The organism is Pseudomonas sp. GW821-FHT02H09 (assembly GCF_059421425.1).
Genome location: NZ_JBWKVA010000005.1, coordinates 234,057 through 253,715, shown reverse-complemented (window position 1 = coordinate 253,715; position 19,659 = coordinate 234,057). Strand labels below are relative to the sequence as shown.

Annotated in this window: 20 protein-coding genes and 1 pseudogene; 13 read left to right on the top strand and 8 right to left on the bottom strand. The window is 58.6% G+C overall.

The window, feature by feature from the left end:
• Positions 1–48 precede the first annotated feature (48 nt).
• Positions 49–669, top strand: a complete 621-nt coding sequence (locus AC07VR_RS09015; RefSeq protein ID WP_494994300.1) for a TetR/AcrR family transcriptional regulator — start codon at positions 49–51, stop codon at positions 667–669.
• A gap of 103 nt (positions 670–772) precedes the next feature.
• On the opposite strand, the gene AC07VR_RS09010 is transcribed toward AC07VR_RS09015, so the two are convergent.
• The 3 genes from AC07VR_RS09010 to AC07VR_RS09000 all read right to left on the bottom strand — a co-directional run bounded on the left by AC07VR_RS09010 (position 773) and on the right by AC07VR_RS09000 (position 2,386).
• Positions 773–1,546, bottom strand: a complete 774-nt coding sequence (locus AC07VR_RS09010; RefSeq protein ID WP_494994301.1) for a phasin family protein — start codon at positions 1,544–1,546, stop codon at positions 773–775.
• 10 nt (positions 1,547–1,556) lie between these two features.
• Complete coding sequence (locus AC07VR_RS09005; protein ID WP_494994302.1) at positions 1,557–1,979, bottom strand: phasin family protein; 423 nt, start codon at positions 1,977–1,979, stop codon at positions 1,557–1,559.
• Between the two features lie 131 nt (positions 1,980–2,110).
• Complete coding sequence (locus tag AC07VR_RS09000) at positions 2,111–2,386, bottom strand: polyhydroxyalkanoic acid system family protein (RefSeq protein ID WP_495011050.1); 276 nt, start codon at positions 2,384–2,386, stop codon at positions 2,111–2,113.
• 174 nt (positions 2,387–2,560) lie between these two features.
• Here AC07VR_RS09000 and ubiE point away from each other — a divergent pair, with 174 nt between their 5' ends.
• The 12 genes and pseudogenes from ubiE to AC07VR_RS08940 all read left to right on the top strand — a co-directional run bounded on the left by ubiE (position 2,561) and on the right by AC07VR_RS08940 (position 11,933).
• A complete protein-coding gene (gene ubiE, locus AC07VR_RS08995; RefSeq protein WP_007948968.1) occupies positions 2,561–3,331 on the top strand; it encodes a bifunctional demethylmenaquinone methyltransferase/2-methoxy-6-polyprenyl-1,4-benzoquinol methylase UbiE in 771 nt (256 codons plus the stop codon).
• Positions 3,331–3,954, top strand: coding sequence for a ubiquinone biosynthesis accessory factor UbiJ (locus tag AC07VR_RS08990; protein WP_494994304.1), 624 nt, complete (start codon positions 3,331–3,333; stop codon positions 3,952–3,954). Before ubiE ends, AC07VR_RS08990 begins: the two co-directional genes overlap by 1 nt.
• Entirely contained in the window at positions 3,951–5,555 is a 1,605-nt protein-coding gene (ubiB, locus tag AC07VR_RS08985) for a ubiquinone biosynthesis regulatory protein kinase UbiB (protein ID WP_494994305.1), read from the top strand. Before AC07VR_RS08990 ends, ubiB begins: the two co-directional genes overlap by 4 nt.
• Before the next feature lie 82 nt (positions 5,556–5,637).
• Entirely contained in the window at positions 5,638–6,030 is a 393-nt protein-coding gene (gene hisI, locus AC07VR_RS08980; RefSeq protein ID WP_494994306.1) for a phosphoribosyl-AMP cyclohydrolase, read from the top strand.
• A gap of 2 nt (positions 6,031–6,032) precedes the next feature.
• Entirely contained in the window at positions 6,033–6,365 is a 333-nt protein-coding gene (locus AC07VR_RS08975; protein ID WP_494994307.1) for a phosphoribosyl-ATP diphosphatase, read from the top strand.
• Between the two features lie 25 nt (positions 6,366–6,390).
• Positions 6,391–6,666, top strand: a complete 276-nt coding sequence (locus AC07VR_RS08970) for a twin-arginine translocase TatA/TatE family subunit (protein WP_494994308.1) — start codon at positions 6,391–6,393, stop codon at positions 6,664–6,666.
• Between the two features lie 10 nt (positions 6,667–6,676).
• Positions 6,677–7,135 (top strand): Sec-independent protein translocase protein TatB, encoded by a 459-nt coding sequence (gene tatB / locus AC07VR_RS08965; protein WP_495011049.1) that lies wholly within the window; start codon positions 6,677–6,679, stop codon positions 7,133–7,135.
• Complete coding sequence (gene tatC, locus AC07VR_RS08960) at positions 7,132–7,932, top strand: twin-arginine translocase subunit TatC (RefSeq protein ID WP_494994310.1); 801 nt, start codon at positions 7,132–7,134, stop codon at positions 7,930–7,932. Before tatB ends, tatC begins: the two co-directional genes overlap by 4 nt.
• Positions 7,929–8,636 (top strand): 16S rRNA (uracil(1498)-N(3))-methyltransferase, encoded by a 708-nt coding sequence (locus AC07VR_RS08955; protein ID WP_494994311.1) that lies wholly within the window; start codon positions 7,929–7,931, stop codon positions 8,634–8,636. The genes tatC and AC07VR_RS08955 overlap by 4 nt, the downstream gene beginning before the upstream one ends.
• 171 nt (positions 8,637–8,807) lie before the next feature.
• Positions 8,808–9,869 (top strand): annotated as a pseudogene (locus tag AC07VR_RS08950) (methyl-accepting chemotaxis protein); the annotation flags it as partial.
• On the top strand, positions 9,852–10,724 hold the full coding sequence (locus tag AC07VR_RS08945) for a methyl-accepting chemotaxis protein (RefSeq protein ID WP_495011085.1): 873 nt from the start codon (positions 9,852–9,854) through the stop codon (positions 10,722–10,724). The pseudogene AC07VR_RS08950 and the gene AC07VR_RS08945, both read left to right, overlap by 18 nt.
• 102 nt (positions 10,725–10,826) lie before the next feature.
• A complete protein-coding gene (locus AC07VR_RS08940) occupies positions 10,827–11,933 on the top strand; it encodes an RHS repeat-associated core domain-containing protein (RefSeq protein WP_495011048.1) in 1,107 nt (368 codons plus the stop codon).
• A 52-nt stretch (positions 11,934–11,985) separates the two neighbouring features.
• Here the strand turns inward: AC07VR_RS08940 and AC07VR_RS08935 are convergent, their stop codons facing one another.
• The 5 genes from AC07VR_RS08935 to AC07VR_RS08915 all read right to left on the bottom strand — a co-directional run bounded on the left by AC07VR_RS08935 (position 11,986) and on the right by AC07VR_RS08915 (position 19,311).
• On the bottom strand, positions 11,986–12,720 hold the full coding sequence (locus tag AC07VR_RS08935; RefSeq protein ID WP_495011047.1) for an amino acid ABC transporter ATP-binding protein: 735 nt from the start codon (positions 12,718–12,720) through the stop codon (positions 11,986–11,988).
• Complete coding sequence (locus AC07VR_RS08930; RefSeq protein ID WP_495011046.1) at positions 12,713–13,672, bottom strand: amino acid ABC transporter permease; 960 nt, start codon at positions 13,670–13,672, stop codon at positions 12,713–12,715. Before AC07VR_RS08930 ends, AC07VR_RS08935 begins: the two co-directional genes overlap by 8 nt.
• A 142-nt stretch (positions 13,673–13,814) precedes the next feature.
• Positions 13,815–14,612, bottom strand: coding sequence for a transporter substrate-binding domain-containing protein (locus AC07VR_RS08925; RefSeq protein WP_495011084.1), 798 nt, complete (start codon positions 14,610–14,612; stop codon positions 13,815–13,817).
• Between the two features lie 384 nt (positions 14,613–14,996).
• The gene (gene mdoH / locus AC07VR_RS08920; RefSeq protein WP_495011045.1) at positions 14,997–17,567 is read right to left on the bottom strand and encodes a glucans biosynthesis glucosyltransferase MdoH; all 2,571 of its coding nucleotides are present in this window, start codon (positions 17,565–17,567) and stop codon (positions 14,997–14,999) included.
• Positions 17,560–19,311 (bottom strand): glucan biosynthesis protein G, encoded by a 1,752-nt coding sequence (locus AC07VR_RS08915; RefSeq protein WP_495011044.1) that lies wholly within the window; start codon positions 19,309–19,311, stop codon positions 17,560–17,562. The genes mdoH and AC07VR_RS08915 overlap by 8 nt, the downstream gene beginning before the upstream one ends.
• Between the last annotated feature and the right edge of the window lie 348 nt (positions 19,312–19,659).

Below are 19,659 nucleotides of genomic sequence, written 5' to 3'. Positions count from 1 at the left end.
ACGGTCGGGCTATTGGCCGTGGCATGACTCAATAACCAAGAAGACTGGATGAAAACCCGCGACCGGATCCTCGAATGTGCCCTGCAACTGTTCAACCAAAAGGGCGAACCGAATGTCTCCACCATGGAAGTTGCCAATGAGATGGGCATCAGCCCTGGCAATCTCTATTACCATTTTCATGGTAAGGAGCCGCTGATCCTTGGCTTGTTCGAGCGCTTCCAGAGCGAACTGACCCCGCTGCTCGATCCGCCGGTGGATGCACAACTGGCCGCTGAAGATTATTGGCTGTTCCTGCACCTGATCGTTGAACGCCTGGCGCACTATCGTTTTCTGTTCCAGGACCTGTCCAACCTGGCCGGACGCTTGCCAAAACTAGCCAAAGGTATTCGCAATCTGCTCAACGCCTTGAAGCGAACCCTGGCTTCTCTATTGGCACGTTTGAAGGCACAGGGGCAGTTGGTCAGCGACACGCAGGCGTTGGGGCAACTGGTCGAGCAAATCACCATGACGCTCCTGTTCTCCCTCGACTATCAACGGATCCTTGATCGTGAGGGTGAAGTGCGGGTCGTGGTGTACCAAGTCATGATGCTGGTTGCACCGCACTTGCTGGCACCAGTGAAACTGGCGACTGAGCAAATGGCGTTGCGGTATCTGGAAGAGCATGAGTGAGCAGGACGATCTTTTCCGCTCTGTCAGACACTGCGAAATTTCCCAGCAGAAACAAAAACGCCCGACCTGTGCCGGTCGGGCGTTTTTGTGAGTCCTGAAAAAATCAGGACTGACTGGTTGGCGTCGGTGAAGTCGGCGCAACAGTCGGGGCGACCACAGGGGCCGGTGCAGCAGCGGAGTTCGCTGCGCTGACGGCAACCGCGGGTTTTTCGGCAACTGCAGGCTTGGGTGCGGCAGCCTTTGGCGCAGCTGGTTTCCTGGCAACCGGCTTCTTCGCAGCGGCAGGCTTGGCGGCAGGTTTCGCTGCTGCCTTGACTGCTGGTTTAGCTGCAGCTGGCTTGGCCGCTGCAGGTTTAGCCGCGGCGGTTTTCGCAGCCGGTTTAGCCGCTGGCTTGGCTGCAGGTTTAGCGGCTGCTTTTGCCAATGGTTTAGCCGCTGCAGTTTTGGCGGAGACTGGCGTGACCGAAGCACCGGTCAGGCGCTCGATCTGCTTGGTCAGGGTATCGACCTTGCTGTGCAGCGCTTTCACTTCATTGCGGCTAGGCACGCCCAGACGCGAAATGGCACTGTTCAGACGCTTGTCGAAAGCCTCTTCCAGCTCGCCCCATTTGCCCAGTGCGCGATCTTTGACATCACCGACACGGGACTTGGCCGATTGGGCGGAGTCCTTGGCGGCATCGACTTTTTTGCCGACAGCACTTTTGGTGAGTTTCTCGGCTTTCTCGCCATCTTTGACCAGGGTATCGAAGAGCTTGCTGCCGTCAGTATCAATCTTCGAGTACACGCCTAAACCAGCAAGCCAGATTTTGCGGGAGTAGTCTTCGACTTTCCCAATCCACGAGCTGCCTTCTTTTTCAGTATTCTTTTTACCAGCCATCCCGTTCTCCTTAATGTTTACGCGCGACACGTTCAAGCAATGCCGTCAGCCCATCGAGCTTAGCAGAGAGTGTTTCAACATCATGTTTAGACGCAATGCCGAAGCGATTCAAGGCACTTGCGACACGCGTGTCGAAAGCCTTCTCGACTTTATCCAGTTGCACTTCGACTTTGCCCTTGAAGCTGGTGACGTCGCTCTTGTCGTTATCAATCTGACTGTTAGCGGCTTCAAGTTGTTCCGTCACCGCTTTTTTGCTTTTGTTTTCAACAGTTTGACCAGCCTTGATCAACTCTTGAAAGTACTCGCTGCCTTCCTGACCGACCTTGGTGTAGGCACCCAGGCCAGCCAGCCAGATCTTGCGGGCATACACTTTCACTTCGCTCAGCGTGGTTGACTCAACGTCGGTTTTTTTCTTCAGACTAACTTTGGCCATGGTGCACCTCATGCGCAAAAGGTTTGAGGAACTGCCCGCAGGAATGAGGGCTTAGGCACAAAGTAGTGAGAAAAATTAGAAACAGCACCCTAAGAAATACCACCAACCTGCTACACAAAAACAAAAGCGCTTCAGGCCAGGGCTTTATCCAGCGCCTTTTCGATTTCCGACTTGATCGTGCCGCTCATGGCCGACATCAACAGGCCCAATTCGACATTCACCCTGATCGTTTTTTCGCCGATCTCGACCGCCCCATTCACGCCGGAGCGTTTGAGTTTCACGGTGTCGCCCACCCATTGAGGCACGAGCCCATATTGATCGGCCAGTTTTTGCACAAGGCTTTCGGTCTTTTCGCGGGCAGCTTCAAGACCCAGGCCATGGGCACGCTCAACACTTATACGGGCCATTGAATGACTCCTGTTTTATCGGGACTTGCCTGGAGCATCTGACACAAGCGGCCGGTGTGGGCCACTAGCTGCGTCAAAACCACTCGGCGGTTGCCTATCTTACATTCAGCCTTGCCAAGACAAAGACCGCCACCGGGATTAGAATGTCGCGCATTCTCTTTTGGTGACAGCGATATGACTGATCAGCGCAAAGGCAGCGATGCCGAACCCACCACTCACTTCGGCTTCAAAAACGTCCCGGAAAGCCAGAAGGCGGAAAAAGTCGCCGAAGTTTTCCACTCGGTAGCCGCCAAGTACGACTTGATGAACGACCTGCTGTCGGGTGGCATGCACCGGTTGTGGAAGCGTTTCGCGATCGAACTGTCCGGCGTCCGCACCGGCAATCGCGTGTTGGACATCGCTGGCGGTACCGGCGACCTGACCAAAAAGTTCTCGCACCTGGTAGGTCCGACCGGTCAGGTGGTATTGGCTGACATCAACGAATCCATGCTCAAGGTTGGTCGCGATCGCTTGCTGGATCTGGGTGTGGCCGGCAACGTCGAGTTTGTCCAGGCCGACGCCGAAAAACTACCGTTCCCGGACAACCATTTCGACTGCGTGACCATCGCCTTCGGCCTGCGCAACGTCACGCACAAGGAAGACGCCCTGCGCTCCATGCTGCGCGTCCTCAAGCCCGGTGGTCGACTGTTGGTGCTGGAGTTCTCCAAGCCGACCAACGCACTGATGTCCAAAGCCTACGACGCCTATTCGTTCGCCTTCATGCCACTGATGGGCAAGCTGATCACCAATGACTCGGAAAGCTACCGCTATCTGGCCGAGTCGATCCGCATGCACCCGAATCAGGAAACCTTGAAGTCGATGATGGTCGAGGCCGGTTTCGACCGCGTGACCTACCACAACATGACCGCAGGCATTGTCGCCCTGCATCGCGGCATCAAACCCTGATGTTGCTCAGCGGCCTGCTCGCCGGCGTCGAACACGGCCTCAATCGCGTGCTGCGTCTCGACAGCACGGCCCTGCCGCGCTTGCAGCATCTGGACGGCAAGGTGATTGCCGTCGATTGTCGCAGCCCGGCGTTGCAGCTGTTCATCATCCCCAGCAATGAAGGCCTGATGCTGGCCGCCCATTGGGCGGCCGATGCCGATTGCACCTTGCGCGCTCCGGCGTCGAGCCTGCTGAGCCTGGCGCTGAACAAAGACAAGACCGCGGTTCTCCACAGCCCTGAAGTCGAGCTTGTAGGTGACAGCGCGGTACTGCTGGAGCTCGCGATGATACTGCAGGACCTCGAACTGGACTGGGAATACGAACTCTCGCGCTGGCTCGGCCCGGTCGCCACGCAGTTGCTCGGTGGCCATTTGCGCAGCCGCGCGCGCTGGTATCAGCAAGGTTTCGCCAGCCTGAACCAGAACCTCGCCGAGTACCTCAGCGAAGAATCGCGCACACTGGTAGGCCAACGCGAAGCCGAAGCCCGCTTTAGCGAACTAGACCAGATCAAACTCGATCTGGAACGTCTTGAGGCGCGTTTCGAGCGTCTTTCCCGATCCCTTGATTCAAGCGATAACGCATGAAGCTGCTTGCCGTCCGCCGTTTGTTGCGCATCCAGCGCGTCGTGATCCGCTACCGCCTCGATGACATGCTGTTCGCCCTGCCATTGCCCTGGTTTCTCCTGGCGCTGCGTTATGCCTTGCCATGGCGCTGGTTCCCGCGCAAGACGCTGGCGCTTAGCCGTGGCGCTCGCCTGCGCCTTGCGCTGCAGGATCTGGGGCCGATTTTCATCAAGTTCGGCCAGATTCTTTCCACTCGCCGTGACCTGCTGCCCGAAGACATCGCCGACGAGCTGATGCTGTTGCAAGACCGGGTGCCGCCGTTCGACTCTCAAGTGGCGGTGGATCTGATCGAAAGCCAGCTTGGCAAGAAGATCAGCGAAGTCTTCAGCCGTTTCGACTTCGAACCGCTGGCCTCGGCTTCAGTGGCGCAGGTTCACGCCGCGCAACTGAAAAGCGGTGAAGAAGTGGTGGTCAAGGTGATACGTCCAGGCCTCAAACCGGTGATCGCCCAAGACCTGGCCTGGTTATTCATCCTCGCCCGTGCGGCCGAAAAACTCTCCGCCGATGCCCGTCTGCTGCACCCGGTGGACGTAGTCCAGGACTACGAAAAAACCATCTACGACGAGCTCGATCTGTTGCGCGAAGCGGCTAACGCCAGCCAGTTGAAGCGTAATTTCGACGGCTCGCCGATGCTTTACGTGCCGCAGGTCTACTGGGACTGGTGCCGGCCGAAAGTACTGGTGATGGAGCGCATCTACGGTATTCAAGTCACCGATCTGGCAACCCTGGCTGACCAGCGCACCGACATGAAAATGCTCGCCGAGCGCGGCGTGGAGATCTTCTTCACCCAGGTGTTCCGCGACAGTTTCTTCCACGCCGACATGCACCCTGGCAATATTTTTGTCAGCACCGTGCAGCCGTGGAGCCCACAGTACATTGCCATCGACTGCGGCATCGTCGGCAGCCTGACCCCGGAAGACCAGGATTATCTGGCGCGCAACCTGTTCGCCTTTTTCAAGCGCGACTACCGCCGCGTCGCCCAGCTGCACATCGATTCGGGCTGGGTGCCGGCGGAAACCAAACTCAATGAATTCGAAGCGGCGATCCGTACGGTTTGTGAGCCGATTTTCGAAAAACCATTAAAAGACATCTCCTTCGGTCAGGTGCTCATGCGCCTGTTCCAGACCGCACGGCGCTTCAACATGGAAGTGCAGCCCCAGCTTGTTCTTTTGCAGAAAACCCTGCTGAACATCGAAGGCCTGGGTCGTCAGCTGTATCCGGAGCTGGATCTGTGGAACACCGCCCAGCCGTTCCTTGAACGCTGGATGCGCGAGCGGATCAGCCCCAAAGCCCTGCTGGGCAACCTGCAGAGCCAGGTAGAACAACTGCCGCACCTGGCCAACATGACCCGAGACTTGCTCGAACGCATGTCGCAACCCCATATCTCCGATACGCCACCACCGTGGCACAGGCGCAAGGACGACTGGTTCCTGCGTCTGCTCGGTACCGCACATCTGGCCGGCGGTACGATACTCGCTGCCGGCGGACCGTTGAATGAATTGGGGCATTGGCCGGCCGGGATCATGGTCGCCGTCGGTTTGTATCTGGTCATGCGCCGATAGCCAGCAACGCGCGCTGCTGGCACACTGTTTCACATCGCCAAGGCACAGCAACAAGCGCTGAGCACGGTTGTCGGAGTCGAAGATGAAAGATTGGCTGGATGAGATCAAATGGGACAGTGATGGTCTGGTGCCGGCGATTGCCCAGGACCACAAAACCGGGCGCGTGCTGATGATGGCCTGGATGAACCGCGAAGCGCTGGAGCTGACCGCCGCCGAAAACCGCGCCATCTACTGGTCCCGTTCCCGTGGCAAGCTGTGGCGCAAGGGTGAAGAGTCCGGCCATGTGCAAAAACTGCATGAGATGCGCCTGGACTGCGACGCCGATGTGATCATTCTGATGGTCGAACAGATCGGCGACATCGCCTGCCACACCGGCCGCCAAAGCTGCTTCTACCGCGTCTATGAAAACGGCGACTGGAAGACTGTCGACCCGGTACTCAAAGACCCGCACGCCATCTATTCGGCAGGACACTGATCATGAGCGATACCCTGAACCGTCTCGCCCTGGTGCTCGAAGAGCGCAAAGGCGCAGCGGCCGACACGTCCTATGTCGCCAGCCTGTACCACAAGGGCTTGAACAAGATTCTGGAAAAAGTCGGCGAGGAATCAGTTGAAACCATCATCGCCGCCAAGGATGCCGCCATCAGCGGTGATTGCAGCGATGTAATATACGAAACCGCCGATTTGTGGTTCCACAGTCTGGTCATGCTCGCCCAACTGGGGCAGCATCCACAGGCTGTGCTGGACGAGCTGGAGCGGCGCATCGGTACGTCCGGGCACGTCGAGAAGGCTTCGCGTCCATCCGCTTGAAAACGATTATAAGAGGAGTTGCAGCATGGGCATTTTTGACTGGAAACACTGGATCGTCATCCTGGTTGTCGTGGTGCTGGTGTTCGGTACCAAGAAACTCAAAAACCTCGGCACTGACGTCGGCGAGTCGATCAAGGGCTTTCGCAAGGCCATGAACGACGATGAAAAACCTGCAGATCCATCCGCAACACCGGGCCAACCGGTACCGCCGGTGCAGCCACAGGCTTCGCCACTGAACGAGCCGCATACCATCGACGTGCAGGCGCATAAAGTCGAAGAGCCGATCCGCAAAGACTCGTGAGCACTGACTAATGTTTGGTATCAGCTTCTCTGAACTGTTGCTCGTCGGTCTCGTTGCCCTGCTGGTGCTCGGCCCCGAGCGTCTGCCGGGTGCTGCGCGCACGGCAGGCCTTTGGATAGGGCGCTTGAAACGCAGCTTCAACGCGATCAAACAGGAAGTTGAACGTGAAATCGGTGCCGACGAAATTCGTCGGCAACTGCATAACGAACACATTCTGTCGCTTGAAGAAGAAGCGCGGAAGATCCTCGCGCCGCAGCAGCAGACGCCGACAACTTCCGAACCGGTGGCGGAGCAGACGATTGCCGCGCCTGCGGCGGTTGCGAACCAGACCCAGGCAGCGCCTGCGGTGACAGCCCTCAGCCCTGCTGAACCGGTTGCCCCCTCAACACTGACAGAACCCGTTTCTCCTGCGGCGGTACCCAGTACGCCAGCCCCCCACGACTCAACTTTGCCGCCGCGAGCCCCATGAGCGCTGATAAACCGGAAAACGACCAGCACATGCCGCTGGTTTCGCACCTCACCGAGTTGCGCACCCGCCTGCTGCGCTGTGTAGCGGCGATCTTCGTGATCTTCGCCGGGCTTTTCGCCTTCACCCAGCAGATCTACACCTTCGTTTCCATACCGTTACGCCAGTACCTGCCGGCGGGCGCGACGATGATCGCCACCGATGTGTCCTCACCGTTCCTCACACCGCTCAAGCTGACGATGATGGTCTCGCTGTTTTTAGCGATTCCGATAATCCTGCATCAGATCTGGGGCTTTATCGCGCCAGGCCTGTACAAGCACGAAAAACGCATCGCCGTGCCATTGCTGGTCTCGAGCATCCTGCTGTTCTATACCGGGATGGCTTTCGCCTACTTCCTGGTGTTCCCGCTGATCTTCAAATTCTTCGCCTCCGCCACCCCGGCCGGCGTGGAAATGATGACCGATATCACCAGCTACCTCGATTTCGTCATGACGCTGTTCTTCGCCTTCGGCGTCGCGTTCGAAATCCCGGTAGCCGTGGTGTTGCTGGTATGGATCGGCGTGGTCGACGTCAAATACCTGAAGAAAATCCGCCCATATGTGGTCATCGGTTGCTTCGTGGTCGGCATGATCCTCACCCCACCGGACATCTTCTCGCAGACATTGCTGGCGGTACCGATGTGGTTGCTGTTTGAAATCGGCATTCTCTTTGGCAGCCTGGTCAGCAAGCGCGGCGAACACCCGGACGATCAGCCCGCCGACAACGACCATAACGACCAGCCGCCAGCGACCCAAGCGTGAATCTGCTCCTCCTCGAAGAGGCCGACTTCATTGCGGCCGACCGGGTGATCCTGCGTGATCGCCGCCTGACCCATATGCAGGAAGTCCATCGCGCCGCCGTCGGTGACAGCCTGCGAGTCGGGCGTATCGGCGGATTGATGGGCTCGGCCGAGTTGCTGCGCCTGGAGGCTCACGAAGCCGAGTTGCAGGTCAGCCTTGATCAGCCGCCGCCGGCCAAGCTGCCATTGACGCTGCTGCTGGCCCTGCCACGACCGAAGATGCTCCGCCGCGTGCTGCAAACCGTCGCGGCGATGGGCGTGCCGCGCGTGGTGCTGGTGAACAGCTACCGGGTCGAAAAGAGCTTCTGGCAAACACCGTTTCTTGAACCCGAAGCGGTTCGCGAGCAACTGATCCTCGGCCTGGAACAGGCACGCGACAGCGTGCTGCCGGAAATCATCATTGAGAAACGCTTCAAACCCTTCGTCGAAGACCGCCTGCCAGCGATGGCCGACGGCACCCTCGGACTGGTCGGTCATCCCGGTAATTACCCGCCCTGCCCGCGCGGGCTGGATGAGCCGGTGACGCTGGCCATCGGCCCGGAAGGCGGCTGGATCCCTTACGAAATCGACCTGTTGGCCAAGGCCGGCCTGCAACCGGTGCAGCTCGGTGACCGCATCCTGCGGGTTGAGACTGCCGTGACTGCCCTCCTTTCCCGACTGTTCTGATCTATCGCCCCGCACACCCGCAGGAGCAGAGCTTGCCGGCGATCGGCGCACCACGGTGTGCCAGAAATATCGCCTCGCGGGCAATCAAACGTCGACCGGCTGCTCCAGTTTCCGGCAAGCCTGCCGATACACCCCAATAGACCCATTCATGCTCTAAAGGGAGTGAACAGCATGTACCGTTGGTTAGCCCAGAACCTTGGAAATGTGAGCGTCAATCGCAAACTCGGCGCAGGCTTCGGCCTGGTACTTCTGTTGACGCTGCTGATCACCGTGACTGGCTGGACTGGCCTGAGTGGGGTGATCAGTCGTGGCGACAAGCTCGGCTACATCTCCAGCCTGAACGAACTGACCAAGGACCTGCGTATTGCCCGCCTGGACTATGAAATGCGCCGTGGCGAACAAGGCCCGGCGGCGGTCAACGATCTGCTGGGCAAGCTCGACGAAGGCCTGCAAAGCGCCCTCAAGGTGATCATAAAGCCGACAAATGTGGCGATGCTCAACCAGCAGATCGAAGCCGTCAGCGAGTACAGGCACGCCTTTGCCGACCTGATCCAGGCCACCGCCAATCGCGAAGCGGCCCGCGCCCGGCTCGGCGCCACCGCCGACAACGCCGCGGCCCGCGTGGCGGAAGTCGAAAAATCCCTGCTGCAAGGTGACAGCGTTGCTCAATTCAACAGCGTGGTAGACCTGAGCAAGCTGATTCAGCAGGCACGCTTCCAGGTGCGCGGTTACACCTACAGTGGCAAGGCCGACGCCGAACAACCGGCGCTGGACGCCATCGACAACGCCCTGAAAAACCTCGAAAGCCTACCGGGGAAACTGCCGGAACAGCACACCGCCAACCTGCAACAGGCCACCGACTCGCTCATCGGCTACCGCGCCGCCGTCAGCCAGTTTCGCGACTGCCAAGTGGCCAGCGCCGACGCCCTCAAACGCATGGCCGCGCAAGGCGACCGCCTGATAGAGCTGAGCAAGCAACTGACGAGCGCTCAAACCCAAGTGCGTGACGCCGAGGCCGCCCAGGCCAAAAGCACCCTGCTCCTGGTGACTGTGCTGGCGTTGGTGTTCGGCCTGATTGCCGCCTGGGCTATCACCCGCCAGATCGTCATTCCGTTAAACCAGACGCTGAAAATCGCCGAGCACGTTGCGGCCGGCGACCTGACCCACAACCTCACGTCCGAGCGCCGCGACGAACTGGGCCAGCTGCAACGGGCCATGCAAAGCATGACCATGGGCCTTCGGGATCTGATCGGCGGCATCAGCGATGGCGTGACGCAGATCGCCAGCGCCGCCGAGCAGCTGTCAGCCGTTACCGAACAGACCAGCGCCGGGGTCAACAGCCAGAAAGTCGAAACCGATCAGGTTGCCACCGCAATGCACGAAATGACCGCCACCGTGCAGGAAGTCGCGCGCAACGCCGAAGAGGCCTCAGAAGCTGCCGTCGCCGCCGACCAACAGGCCCGTGAAGGAGATAAAGTGGTGGGCGAGGCGATCGCTCAAATCGAACGCCTGGCAACCGAGGTCGGCAACTCCACTGAAGCAATGAGCCATCTCAAGCGCGAAAGCGACAAAATCGGCAGTGTGCTCGACGTGATCAAGTCGGTGGCACAACAGACTAACCTGCTGGCCCTCAACGCTGCCATCGAAGCCGCCCGCGCCGGTGAAGCAGGACGTGGCTTCGCCGTGGTGGCCGATGAAGTGCGCAGCCTCGCCCAGCGCACCCAGAAGTCCACCGAAGAAATCGAAGAGCTGATCGTCGGTCTGCAAAGCGGCACCCAGCAAGTCGCCAACATCATGGACAACAGCCGCAGCCTGACCGACAGCAGCGTCGAACTGACCCGACGCGCGGGGAGTTCGCTGACAAACATCACCCGCACCGTGTCAGCGATTCAGGCGATGAACCAGCAGATCGCCGCCGCTGCCGAGCAACAAAGCGCCGTGGCCGAAGAGATCAACCGCAGCGTGCTGAACGTGCGCGATGTCTCGGAACAGACCTCGGCCGCCAGTGAAGAGACCGCTGCTTCCAGCGTTGAGCTGGCTCGCTTGGGGACTCATCTGCAGATGTTGGTCGGGCGGTTCAGGACCTGAAGAACGAGCTGCTGTCACCACTACCTGGCAGTTCTGCCAGGTAGACATCGTTTTCTCGTCGGTAGAAGCTGGATCGATAGCCTGGCCACCTGAAGATGATCAATGCCCAACTCACATGACAGCTTATTAATCCGCTACCAATACGATGCGCTTGATCGGTTGGTAAGTTGCACCCCCAGCGGTCGGTCTCGTGTAGATCGCCTCTATCAAAAAGACCGCTTAACTACAGAAATTCAAGGTTCCGTACAACGTCAGATATTTCAATGCGCAGACATGTTATTGGCGGAACTGCAGCAGGAGGAGGAAACCAGGCGCACTTCGTTACTAATGACCGATAAACAACACTCGGTGTTACAAACTACCGATAGCAAGTCCGCCTATACGCCTTACGGTCATCGTCCGGTTGAAGGGGGATTAGCCAGCCTTCTGGGTTTCAATGGCGAGCATCCTGACCCGGTTACTGGCCATTATTTATTGGGGAACGGACACCGGGCGTTCAATCCGGTACTTATGCGTTTTAACAGTCTGGATAGTTTGAGTCCCTTTGGAAAAGGCGGCTTGAATGGCTATGCGTATTGCCAGGGAGATCCCGTTAATCGTATCGATCCCACAGGAAAATATTGGCAGGGATGGACATGGTTTGGGATGGGTGTTGCGGATTTCGTGGGCAGTTACCTGCTCCCCCACCTACCCAGGGTGGCGCCATTGCAACGGGCAGCACAGCGGATCCCGGTAGTCGGACGCACTGGCTTTGGGCAGGCCTCCAAGGGAATAGCAACAATAAGCGGGCTTGCTGCGACGGTACTTTTTCCGGTCATGACCGCCTTTGAAATTAAAAACCCTGAATCATCGGCAAATGATCGATTCATGCTCGCTATGGCAGCGCTTTCGGCAGTTGCTTTTATCAGTGGTGCCGGCGTCGTCCTGCACAAACTTGCCCGACCGGCGACAGTTCTGTCGCGGACATCTTCTCTAGCCCAATTGCCAGCCCCACGCCTGACACGATCCCAGTCTCAACCCAATATTGGTCATAACTTTGGCAGTGAATCTCCTATGCCGGTCTCGAATACGAATTTAGATAAATTCAATTTGATGAAGAGGTTTGATCAGGGTGAGTTCAGGTCCGGATCGGGAGTAGTTCAAAACTCCACCTCGATCCGAAGAAACAGCCGCCAAGAAACCCTTAGGAGACGTTCATTATCCGCCTGAAGAAGATGACAGAACCTGCATGTCACCCAAAGGTTAAGCGCGTGACATGGATCTACAACACCTGTCGCAAAAACGCCTGAGCCCGCAAATCCTTCGGCAAAGCAAAGAACTCCTCAGGCGGGGAATCTTCCAGCAGTTTGCCGTGGTCGAAGAACAGCACCCGATCTGCCACTTCCCGGGCGAAGCCCATTTCGTGGGTCACGCAGACCATGGTCATGCCTTCCAGGGCCAGGGTTTTCATTACGTCGAGGACTTCGCCGACCATTTCCGGGTCGAGCGCCGAGGTTGGCTCATCGAACAACATCACCTTGGGCTCCATGGCCAACGCCCGGGCTATCGCCACGCGTTGTTGCTGGCCGCCGGAAAGGCGTGACGGAAATTCGTTGGCCTTCTGCGCGATGCCGACCTTTTCCAGCAACACCCGAGCCTTGGCCTCGCGCTCTTGCTTGCCGCGCTTGCGCACGACTTTCTGCGCAAGGCAAAGGTTTTCCAGCACGGTCATATGCGGGAACAGGTTGAAATGCTGGAAGACCATGCCGACTTCACGGCGGTAGGCGTTGACGTCGGTTTTCGGGTTGGACAGTTCCAGGCCGTCGATGCTGACGGAGCCCGAGTCGAACGCCTCGAGACCGTTCAGGCAGCGCAGGAAGGTCGATTTGCCGGAGCCGGACGGGCCAATCACCACCAGCACTTCGCCCTTGGCCACTTGGGTGGTGACGCTATCCACCGCGCGGACCACTTGCCCACGGGTGTCGAAGACTTTAACCAGATCGCGGACTTCAATCACTTTGCGCGAGCCTCCGCTCAAGCCGGCTGGCGACTTTCGACAGCGGCAGGTTGATCAACAAATACAGGCCCGCCACGCAGAACAGAATCTCAAATGGCGAGAACGAGGTCGTGATAACTTCCCGACCGCTTTTGAGCAGCTCGGTAATGGCGATCACCGACACCAGCGAGGTGTCCTTGACCAGACTGATGAACTGCCCGGCCAGCGGCGGCAGAACGCGTTTGAAGGCCTGCGGCAAGACCACATGGCGCATCGACTGACCAGCGCTCAAACCCAGCGAACGTGCGGCTTCATTCTGGCCACGGGCAATCGACTGTACGCCCGAGCGGACGATTTCAGCCACATAGGCGCCGGTGAACAGCGACAACGCCGCAATTGCGGCGAACTCGCGGGAGAGGTTCAGCACCGTACCGATGAAGAAGTAGAAGATGAATACCTGCACCAGCAACGGCGTACCGCGCACCAGTTCGACATAAATCGTCGACAGATCGCGCAGGGTCGGGTTGTTCGACAGCCGGCAGAGGCCGGTAGCCAGGCCGATCAACAGCCCAAGCAAACCTGAGACCAGCGAAAGCCACAAAGTGGTCCACAAGCCCCACAGCAGCGGCCCGGCCGCCCAATGGCGGGTGACACCAATCACGTCGCCTTCGGCCACGTCATCGCCGCGGGCGAATTGCAGGCTGTTGTCGTCGACGGTCAGCTGCTGTTCTTCACCTGCGTCGTTGCGCAGGGTGACTTGAGCCTTGTCGCCTGTGCGCACCAGTTCGCTGACGGTGGAGATGTCCGCCGCCCGCCGGGATTCTTCGGCGTGGTAGGCGAAGTATTGCGGTACGCGGTTCCAGCGCCATTCATAGGACATCAGCGAGGTGGCATAGTACAACGCGCCGGCCAGGCCGATCAGCACCAGCACGGTCAATACGTGCCAGGGCCATTGGGCTTTTTTCTGTTTCATTCTGAGACTCGACTCTGATTGATCGTTCCCACGCTGCATGGGAACACCGCTCAGGACGCTCAGCGTCCTTTCGCAGGCGTGACGCGGAGCGTCACAGGATGCATTCCCACGCAAAAGCGTGGGAACGATCATCGACTGGGTGTTATTCCATATCCTTGAGCCAGGCGGTCTCTTTGAACCACTTGTCATGGATGCGATCGTAAGTGCCGTCTTCGTGGATCTGGTGCAGGAAGTTGTTGATGAAGTTGATGCTGTCGTAATCACCCTTCTTCAGACCGAAGGCCAGCGGCTCGTAGGTGAACGGCTTATCGAGGAATACCAGTTTGCCGTTACCGACTTTGTTCACCGCGACAACGTTGTAAGGCGCGTCGTAAATGAAGGCGTCAGCCTTGCCGTTGACCACGTCGAGTACCGCTTCTTGCTCGTTGTCGTAGCCGTGGTATTTGGCTTGGGATATCAGCTTCCTGGCGACCAATTCGCCAGTAGTGCCCAGCTTGGAGGTGATGCGGTAGTCGGCAGTGTTCAGGTCTTTATAGGACTTGATGGTGCCTTCCAGCTCCTTGCGGATCAGCAGCGTCTGGCCAACCACGATGAAGGGTTCGCTGAAGTTCAGGCGCAGGTTGCGTTCCTGGGTCAGGGTCATGCCGCTGCCGATCATGTCGAACTTGTCGGTCAGCAGGGCCGGGATGATGCCGTCATAGCCGGTGGAAACCATCTCCAGCTTGACTCCCATGGCCTTGGCCATGGCTTTGAGCAGGTCGACCTCGAAGCCGATGATCTCGCCGCGCTTGTTAGTCATTTCGAACGGCATGTAAGTCGGGTCCATGCCGACTTTCAGCGTGCCGCGCTTGACCGCGTCATCGATGGCACCGGCATGAGCGGCGTTGACTGACACCATTGCCGTGACGCCAAGCAGCAGCATCGATAGATACTTCTTCATCATCAAGTCCCCTGAACCCTTTTTTTGAGGCGCGCAAAAAGCAGATTTTCGTTAGAAAACCGTCAGATACGAACAATAAGCTGTCCGGGCGCACCAATTCGGGGAGCGATCCTAACTCACTCGTTTGTTTGCACAAGGGTTTAAGGAGGATTTGTTATCGCAGGTTGGCAGAAACAGGAAAGACGCGGGAAGAGATGCTGAGCGCAATGATCGTTCCCACGCTCTGCGTGGGAATGCCGCCTGTGACGCTCCGCGTCACCTCAAGAGCGGACGCGGAGCGTCCGGTGAGGCGTTCCCACGCGGGAGCGTGGGAACGATCAAGATTGCGCCCATGCTGGGCGCACAACAAAAAACCCCGCTTCTTCTCAGGAGCGGGGCTTTTCATCAGGCCGGCTGTACTTCAGCAGACAGCGGTTTCAACGGTAGCAACGGAGCATGCGGATCGGCTTCGATCGACTGGCGCCAGGCGCCAAGCCATTCGGCATGACCTTCGCTCCAGACCTGCTCATGCAAGCGAGCCAACGCAACCGGATCGCTGAGCAGCGCCACACGCTCGTTATTATTGAGCGCCGCAGGGCCGGCTTTCAGCGCGTGACGCACTCGCTCGATACGCAACCACTCGATCGGCTCGGCCTGGCCGTGACGGGCAGTGGCCAAGGCGCAAGCCAGGGCATTCTGCTGCGGGTCGACCACTGCCCGGACAAAGCCGTCGTTCAGCGCATGCCAACGGTTTTCGTGGGTGTACCGATCAGTCGCCAGCAAGGCCTGTGGCGGTGCGTATTCCTCAGGGATCAGGAACAGGCTTTCATCACGGGACTTGAGGCCCAACTTGACCCGGCTGGAAATCACCGAGACCGGAATCGACAGCATCAGCGAACCGACAATCGGCACCAGCCACCAGAGGAAGCTTGGGTTTAGCCAAACCACCAGCAATGCCCAGAAAAAGCCCAGCAAGGTTTGCGGACCATGACGGCGCACCGCTTCGCTCCACGGCGTGGAATCGTCGTCACGTTGCGGGGAGTTCCAGGTCGCAGCCCAACCGAGGAACGCGGCGAGAACGAAGCGAGTGTGGAAAATCATCCGCACCGGTGCCAACAGCATGGAGAACAGCATCTCCAACAGCATCGACAGGGTGACCTTGAACTTGCCACCGAACTCTTTCGCGCCCTTGGCCCAGATCAGGATGATGCTCAGCAATTTCGGCAGAAACAGCAGCACGATCGTCGTCGAGAACAGCGCGACGGCCTTGTCCGGGTGCCATTGCGGCCACAGCGGATAGAGCTGTCGAGGCTCCATGAAGTACTGCGGTTCCATCAGCGTGTTGACCGCCAGCAAGGCCGTCGAGAGCACCAGGAAGAAAAACCACAACGGCGCCGACAGGTACGACATCACGCCGGTCAGGAACACCGCACGGTGCACCGGGTGCATGCCCTTGACCAGGAACAGCCGGAAGTTCATCAGGTTGCCGTGACACCAGCGACGATCACGCTTGAGTTCGTCCAGCAGGTTCGGCGGCAGTTCTTCATAACTGCCGGGCAAGTCGTAGGCAATCCATACGCCCCAGCCGGCACGGCGCATCAGCGCAGCTTCGACGAAGTCGTGAGAGAGGATCGCACCCGCGAACGCGCCTTTACCGGGCAATGGCGCCAGGGCGCAATGCTCGATGAACGGTTTCATGCGGATGATTGCGTTGTGCCCCCAGTAGTGGGACTCACCCAACTGCCAGAAGTGCAGGCCAGCGGTAAACAGCGGGCCATAAACGCGGGTCGCGAACTGCTGCATGCGTGCATACAGCGTGTCCATGCCCGAAGCACGCGGCGCGGTCTGAATAATCCCGGCGTCCGGCGTGGCTTCCATCAAGCGCACCAGGCTGGTCAGGCATTCGCCACTCATTACGCTGTCGGCGTCGAGCACCACCATGTACTTGTAATCACCGCCCCAACGACGGCAGAAGTCGTCGAGGTTGCCGCTCTTGCGTTTGACCCGACGGCGACGGCGGCGATAGAAGATCCGCCCGAAGCCTTTGGCTTCGCGGCAGACGTCTAGCCAGGCCTGCTGTTCGGCAACGCAGATGTCGCTGTCGTTACTGTCGCTGAGGACGAAGAAGTCGAAGCGATCCAGGTCACCAGTCGCTGCAACCGACTCGAAAGTCGCTCGCAAACCGGCGAATACACGCGGCACATCTTCATTGCAGATCGGCATGACCAGCGCGGTGCGGGCTTCTTTGGGAATCGGCTCGTCACCAGCACTGGCGCCGGATATACGGTATTTGTCATGCCCGGTGAGCAACTCGAGGAAGCCCATCAGTGCAGTCCAGAAACCCGCCGATACCCAGCAGAACAGAATCCCGAACAGAACCAGGATGCTGGATTGCAGCGCGTACGGCAGCACTTGGGTGGCGGTTTGGATAAGCGGTTGATGCAAGACTTCGTTCAGATCGACGAATGACCAGCCTTGGTACGGCATGATGCCTTTCATGTACCAGCCGGCGACGATGGTCTGGCCGAGCATCAGTGTCAGCAAAATGTAGCGACGGATCGAACCCACCGTGCGCCAGCGGGCAGCCGGCAACACACGCTCGTCGATCTTGGGTGCCGGCGGGTTGGTGCGCCCGGTCAGACGACGCCAGACGCGCACCAGAATATTGGTGCGCCACGGCTCCGGTACGACCTTGGTCCGGCGAATCGGCGGAGTTGCCTTGAGGCACACCCGACCGCTGGCGTCGACCGCCAACATCTCGGCCTCCTCCAGTTCTTGCGCGGAATTCAAGGTCAAGCGGCGACCCACCGAGGCTTGTGCAGCCCCGGCAGGCGCGTCGAAAGTCGAGGACGACAGACGTTCATGCAACTCGGTGAATGATTTGCAGCCCGCAAGTTCCGCGCGCTGCGCATCGTTCATCGGCAGGTGCGCCAGGTACTCGGCAAGTGTCTCTGGTTGTATTTGAGAATTACTCATCGGCAGGCAACTGGTAGCTCCAGGTCTCGGTCAAGACTTGTTCGGTTTTTACCGATTCCGGTGTGGCAGGGGCCGCTTCGGCAGCCGCTGGCTGCTTGGCGTCTTTTTCTTTCTTCTCGACTTTCTCTTGTTGTCTGGCGGCGATTTTGTCGGCCTTGGCAACGGAAGAGTTAGCCGTCGCAGCCGAAGCCTTGACCGGCTCGGCAGCCACGATGTTCTTGACCAGAGCGGCGCGCATTTCAGTGGACTTGTTCGGGTCCTTGATTTTCATGCGCAAGGTCAGGCGCCAGCCTTGGGTCTCCGGGTTGTAGCGAACGCTGTTTTCCACCAGCTCGGCATTATCGCCGACGCTGACCTGACTGCGAACCGGTGTATCTTCAGGCAGAGCCTTGAGGGTCGGGCCGACGAAGTCCACCAGATAAGCGACGCTGCCGTCTGGCTGACGGATCAGGTTGGACTGCTTCACGTCACCGGTAGAGCGCAGGGTCTGCTGGACCCAGGCACTGTCAGCCGAGTGCAATGCAGCTTCGTCGATGGTCCAGTGCAGACGGTAGGCGAAGTCCAGCGGCTGGCCTGGCTCAGGCAGCTTTTCCGGGCTCCAGAAAGCAACGATGTTGTCGTTGGTTTCGTCCGCGGTCGGAATTTCGACCAGGTCAACAGTGCCTTTGCCCCAGTCGCCTTTTGGCTCGATCCAGGCACTTGGGCGCTTGTCGTAGCGGTCATCGAGGTCTTCGTAGTGGCTGAAGTCACGGCCACGTTGCAGCAAGCCAAAACCACGCGGGTTCTCAACCGAGAAATTGCTCACGGCCAGATGTTTCGGGTTGTTCAGTGGACGCCAGATCCATTCACCATTACCGGCATGGATCGACAGACCGCTGGAGTCGTGCAGTTCGCGACGATAGTTAAGTACTTTCGACGGCTGGTTGGCACCGAACAGGTACATGCTGGTCAGCGGCGCAACACCGAGCTTGGTGACCTTGTCACGCAGGAACATCTGCGCCTTGACGTCGACGATAGTGTCGCTGCCCGGACGCAGGATCAGCCGGTAGGCACCGGTCGCGCGAGGCGAATCCAGCAGGGCGTAGATCACCAGGTGCTTGTCGGTCGGCTTGGGCTGCTGAATCCAGAACTCGGTGAAGCGCGGGAACTCTTCACCGGACGGCAGCGCAGTGTCGATGGCCATGCCGCGGGCGGACAAGCCGTAGGTGTGCCCTTTACCGACGACGCGGAAGTAACTCGCGCCGAGCATGGTCATGATTTCGTCTTGCTTTTCGGCCTTGTTGATCGGATACAGCACACGGAAACCGGCATAACCCAGTTGCTCGGTGGCCTTTGGATCGACTTTGACGTCGCCGAAATCGAAACGACTCGAGTCGTACTTGATCTCTTCGACGGAGTTGGCGCCGATTTCGTTGATTTTCACCGGCGTGTCGAAGTGCATGCCCTGGTGATAGAACGACAGCTTGAACGGGGTTTTCTGATCGGCCCATTCGGCTTTTTCGGTGCGGAAACGTATTTTCTGGTAATCCGCGAATTTCATTTCCCGAAATTCGTTCGGCAGGTTACTGCGCGGGGCTTCGTACTTCTGCCCGGCCAGCTCTTTGGCCTTGGCCGATACATCATCCAGATTGAATGCCCAAAGCTGGCCGGCGCTGAGCAGGCAAAGCAGTGCAGAGCCCGTCATCAGTGCGTTACGTAACCGTTTGGCAGACAATTTTGGTGCATTACAGGGACTAACAATCACGAGCAACCCTCGCCGAAAACAGATCAAAAAACCAACGGCCAGACCAGGTGGCCTGTGTGGTCAGTCTCGTTTGCCTATTTCGGCGCCAGGAATCCAGATACTGCGTTGCTGCTCCTCGCCATAGCGGGCTATGACTGGTCGCAACGCCTTGTCTCTGACTCCCTGACATCCGAAATATTGCTAACAAACTAACCGTACAAGCCACTCATGCCAGGTTGGCGAGCATTATTCCGACTCCGCAGGGGCGAAATGATTCCCCAAACGGTCCAGGACAAGTCTCTACCTAAGTCAAAATGGACCAACGAACGCTGATCCCCGTAGCGCGCGATTATCTAGTAGGCCGCGTTA

Excerpts from the sequence above, each read along its gene's own strand:
- ubiE (WP_007948968.1), top strand. The coding sequence starts at position 2,561 with ATGACTGATCAGCGCAAAGGCAGCGATGCCGAACCCACCACTCACTTC.
- AC07VR_RS09005 (WP_494994302.1), bottom strand. The coding sequence starts at position 1,979 with ATGGCCAAAGTTAGTCTGAAGAAAAAAACCGACGTTGAGTCAACCACG.
- AC07VR_RS09000 (WP_495011050.1), bottom strand. The coding sequence starts at position 2,386 with ATGGCCCGTATAAGTGTTGAGCGTGCCCATGGCCTGGGTCTTGAAGCT.
- AC07VR_RS08925 (WP_495011084.1), bottom strand. The coding sequence starts at position 14,612 with ATGAAGAAGTATCTATCGATGCTGCTGCTTGGCGTCACGGCAATGGTG.
- hisI (WP_494994306.1), top strand. The coding sequence starts at position 5,638 with ATGAAAGATTGGCTGGATGAGATCAAATGGGACAGTGATGGTCTGGTG.
- AC07VR_RS08990 (WP_494994304.1), top strand. The coding sequence starts at position 3,331 with ATGTTGCTCAGCGGCCTGCTCGCCGGCGTCGAACACGGCCTCAATCGC.
- AC07VR_RS08945 (WP_495011085.1), top strand. The coding sequence starts at position 9,852 with ATGCAAAGCATGACCATGGGCCTTCGGGATCTGATCGGCGGCATCAGC.
- tatB (WP_495011049.1), top strand. The coding sequence starts at position 6,677 with ATGTTTGGTATCAGCTTCTCTGAACTGTTGCTCGTCGGTCTCGTTGCC.
- AC07VR_RS08930 (WP_495011046.1), bottom strand. The coding sequence starts at position 13,672 with ATGAAACAGAAAAAAGCCCAATGGCCCTGGCACGTATTGACCGTGCTG.
- tatC (WP_494994310.1), top strand. The coding sequence starts at position 7,132 with ATGAGCGCTGATAAACCGGAAAACGACCAGCACATGCCGCTGGTTTCG.
- AC07VR_RS09010 (WP_494994301.1), bottom strand. The coding sequence starts at position 1,546 with ATGGCTGGTAAAAAGAATACTGAAAAAGAAGGCAGCTCGTGGATTGGG.
- AC07VR_RS08975 (WP_494994307.1), top strand. The coding sequence starts at position 6,033 with ATGAGCGATACCCTGAACCGTCTCGCCCTGGTGCTCGAAGAGCGCAAA.
- AC07VR_RS09015 (WP_494994300.1), top strand. The coding sequence starts at position 49 with ATGAAAACCCGCGACCGGATCCTCGAATGTGCCCTGCAACTGTTCAAC.
- AC07VR_RS08970 (WP_494994308.1), top strand. The coding sequence starts at position 6,391 with ATGGGCATTTTTGACTGGAAACACTGGATCGTCATCCTGGTTGTCGTG.
- mdoH (WP_495011045.1), bottom strand. The coding sequence starts at position 17,567 with ATGAGTAATTCTCAAATACAACCAGAGACACTTGCCGAGTACCTGGCG.
- ubiB (WP_494994305.1), top strand. The coding sequence starts at position 3,951 with ATGAAGCTGCTTGCCGTCCGCCGTTTGTTGCGCATCCAGCGCGTCGTG.
- AC07VR_RS08940 (WP_495011048.1), top strand. The coding sequence starts at position 10,827 with ATGCCCAACTCACATGACAGCTTATTAATCCGCTACCAATACGATGCG.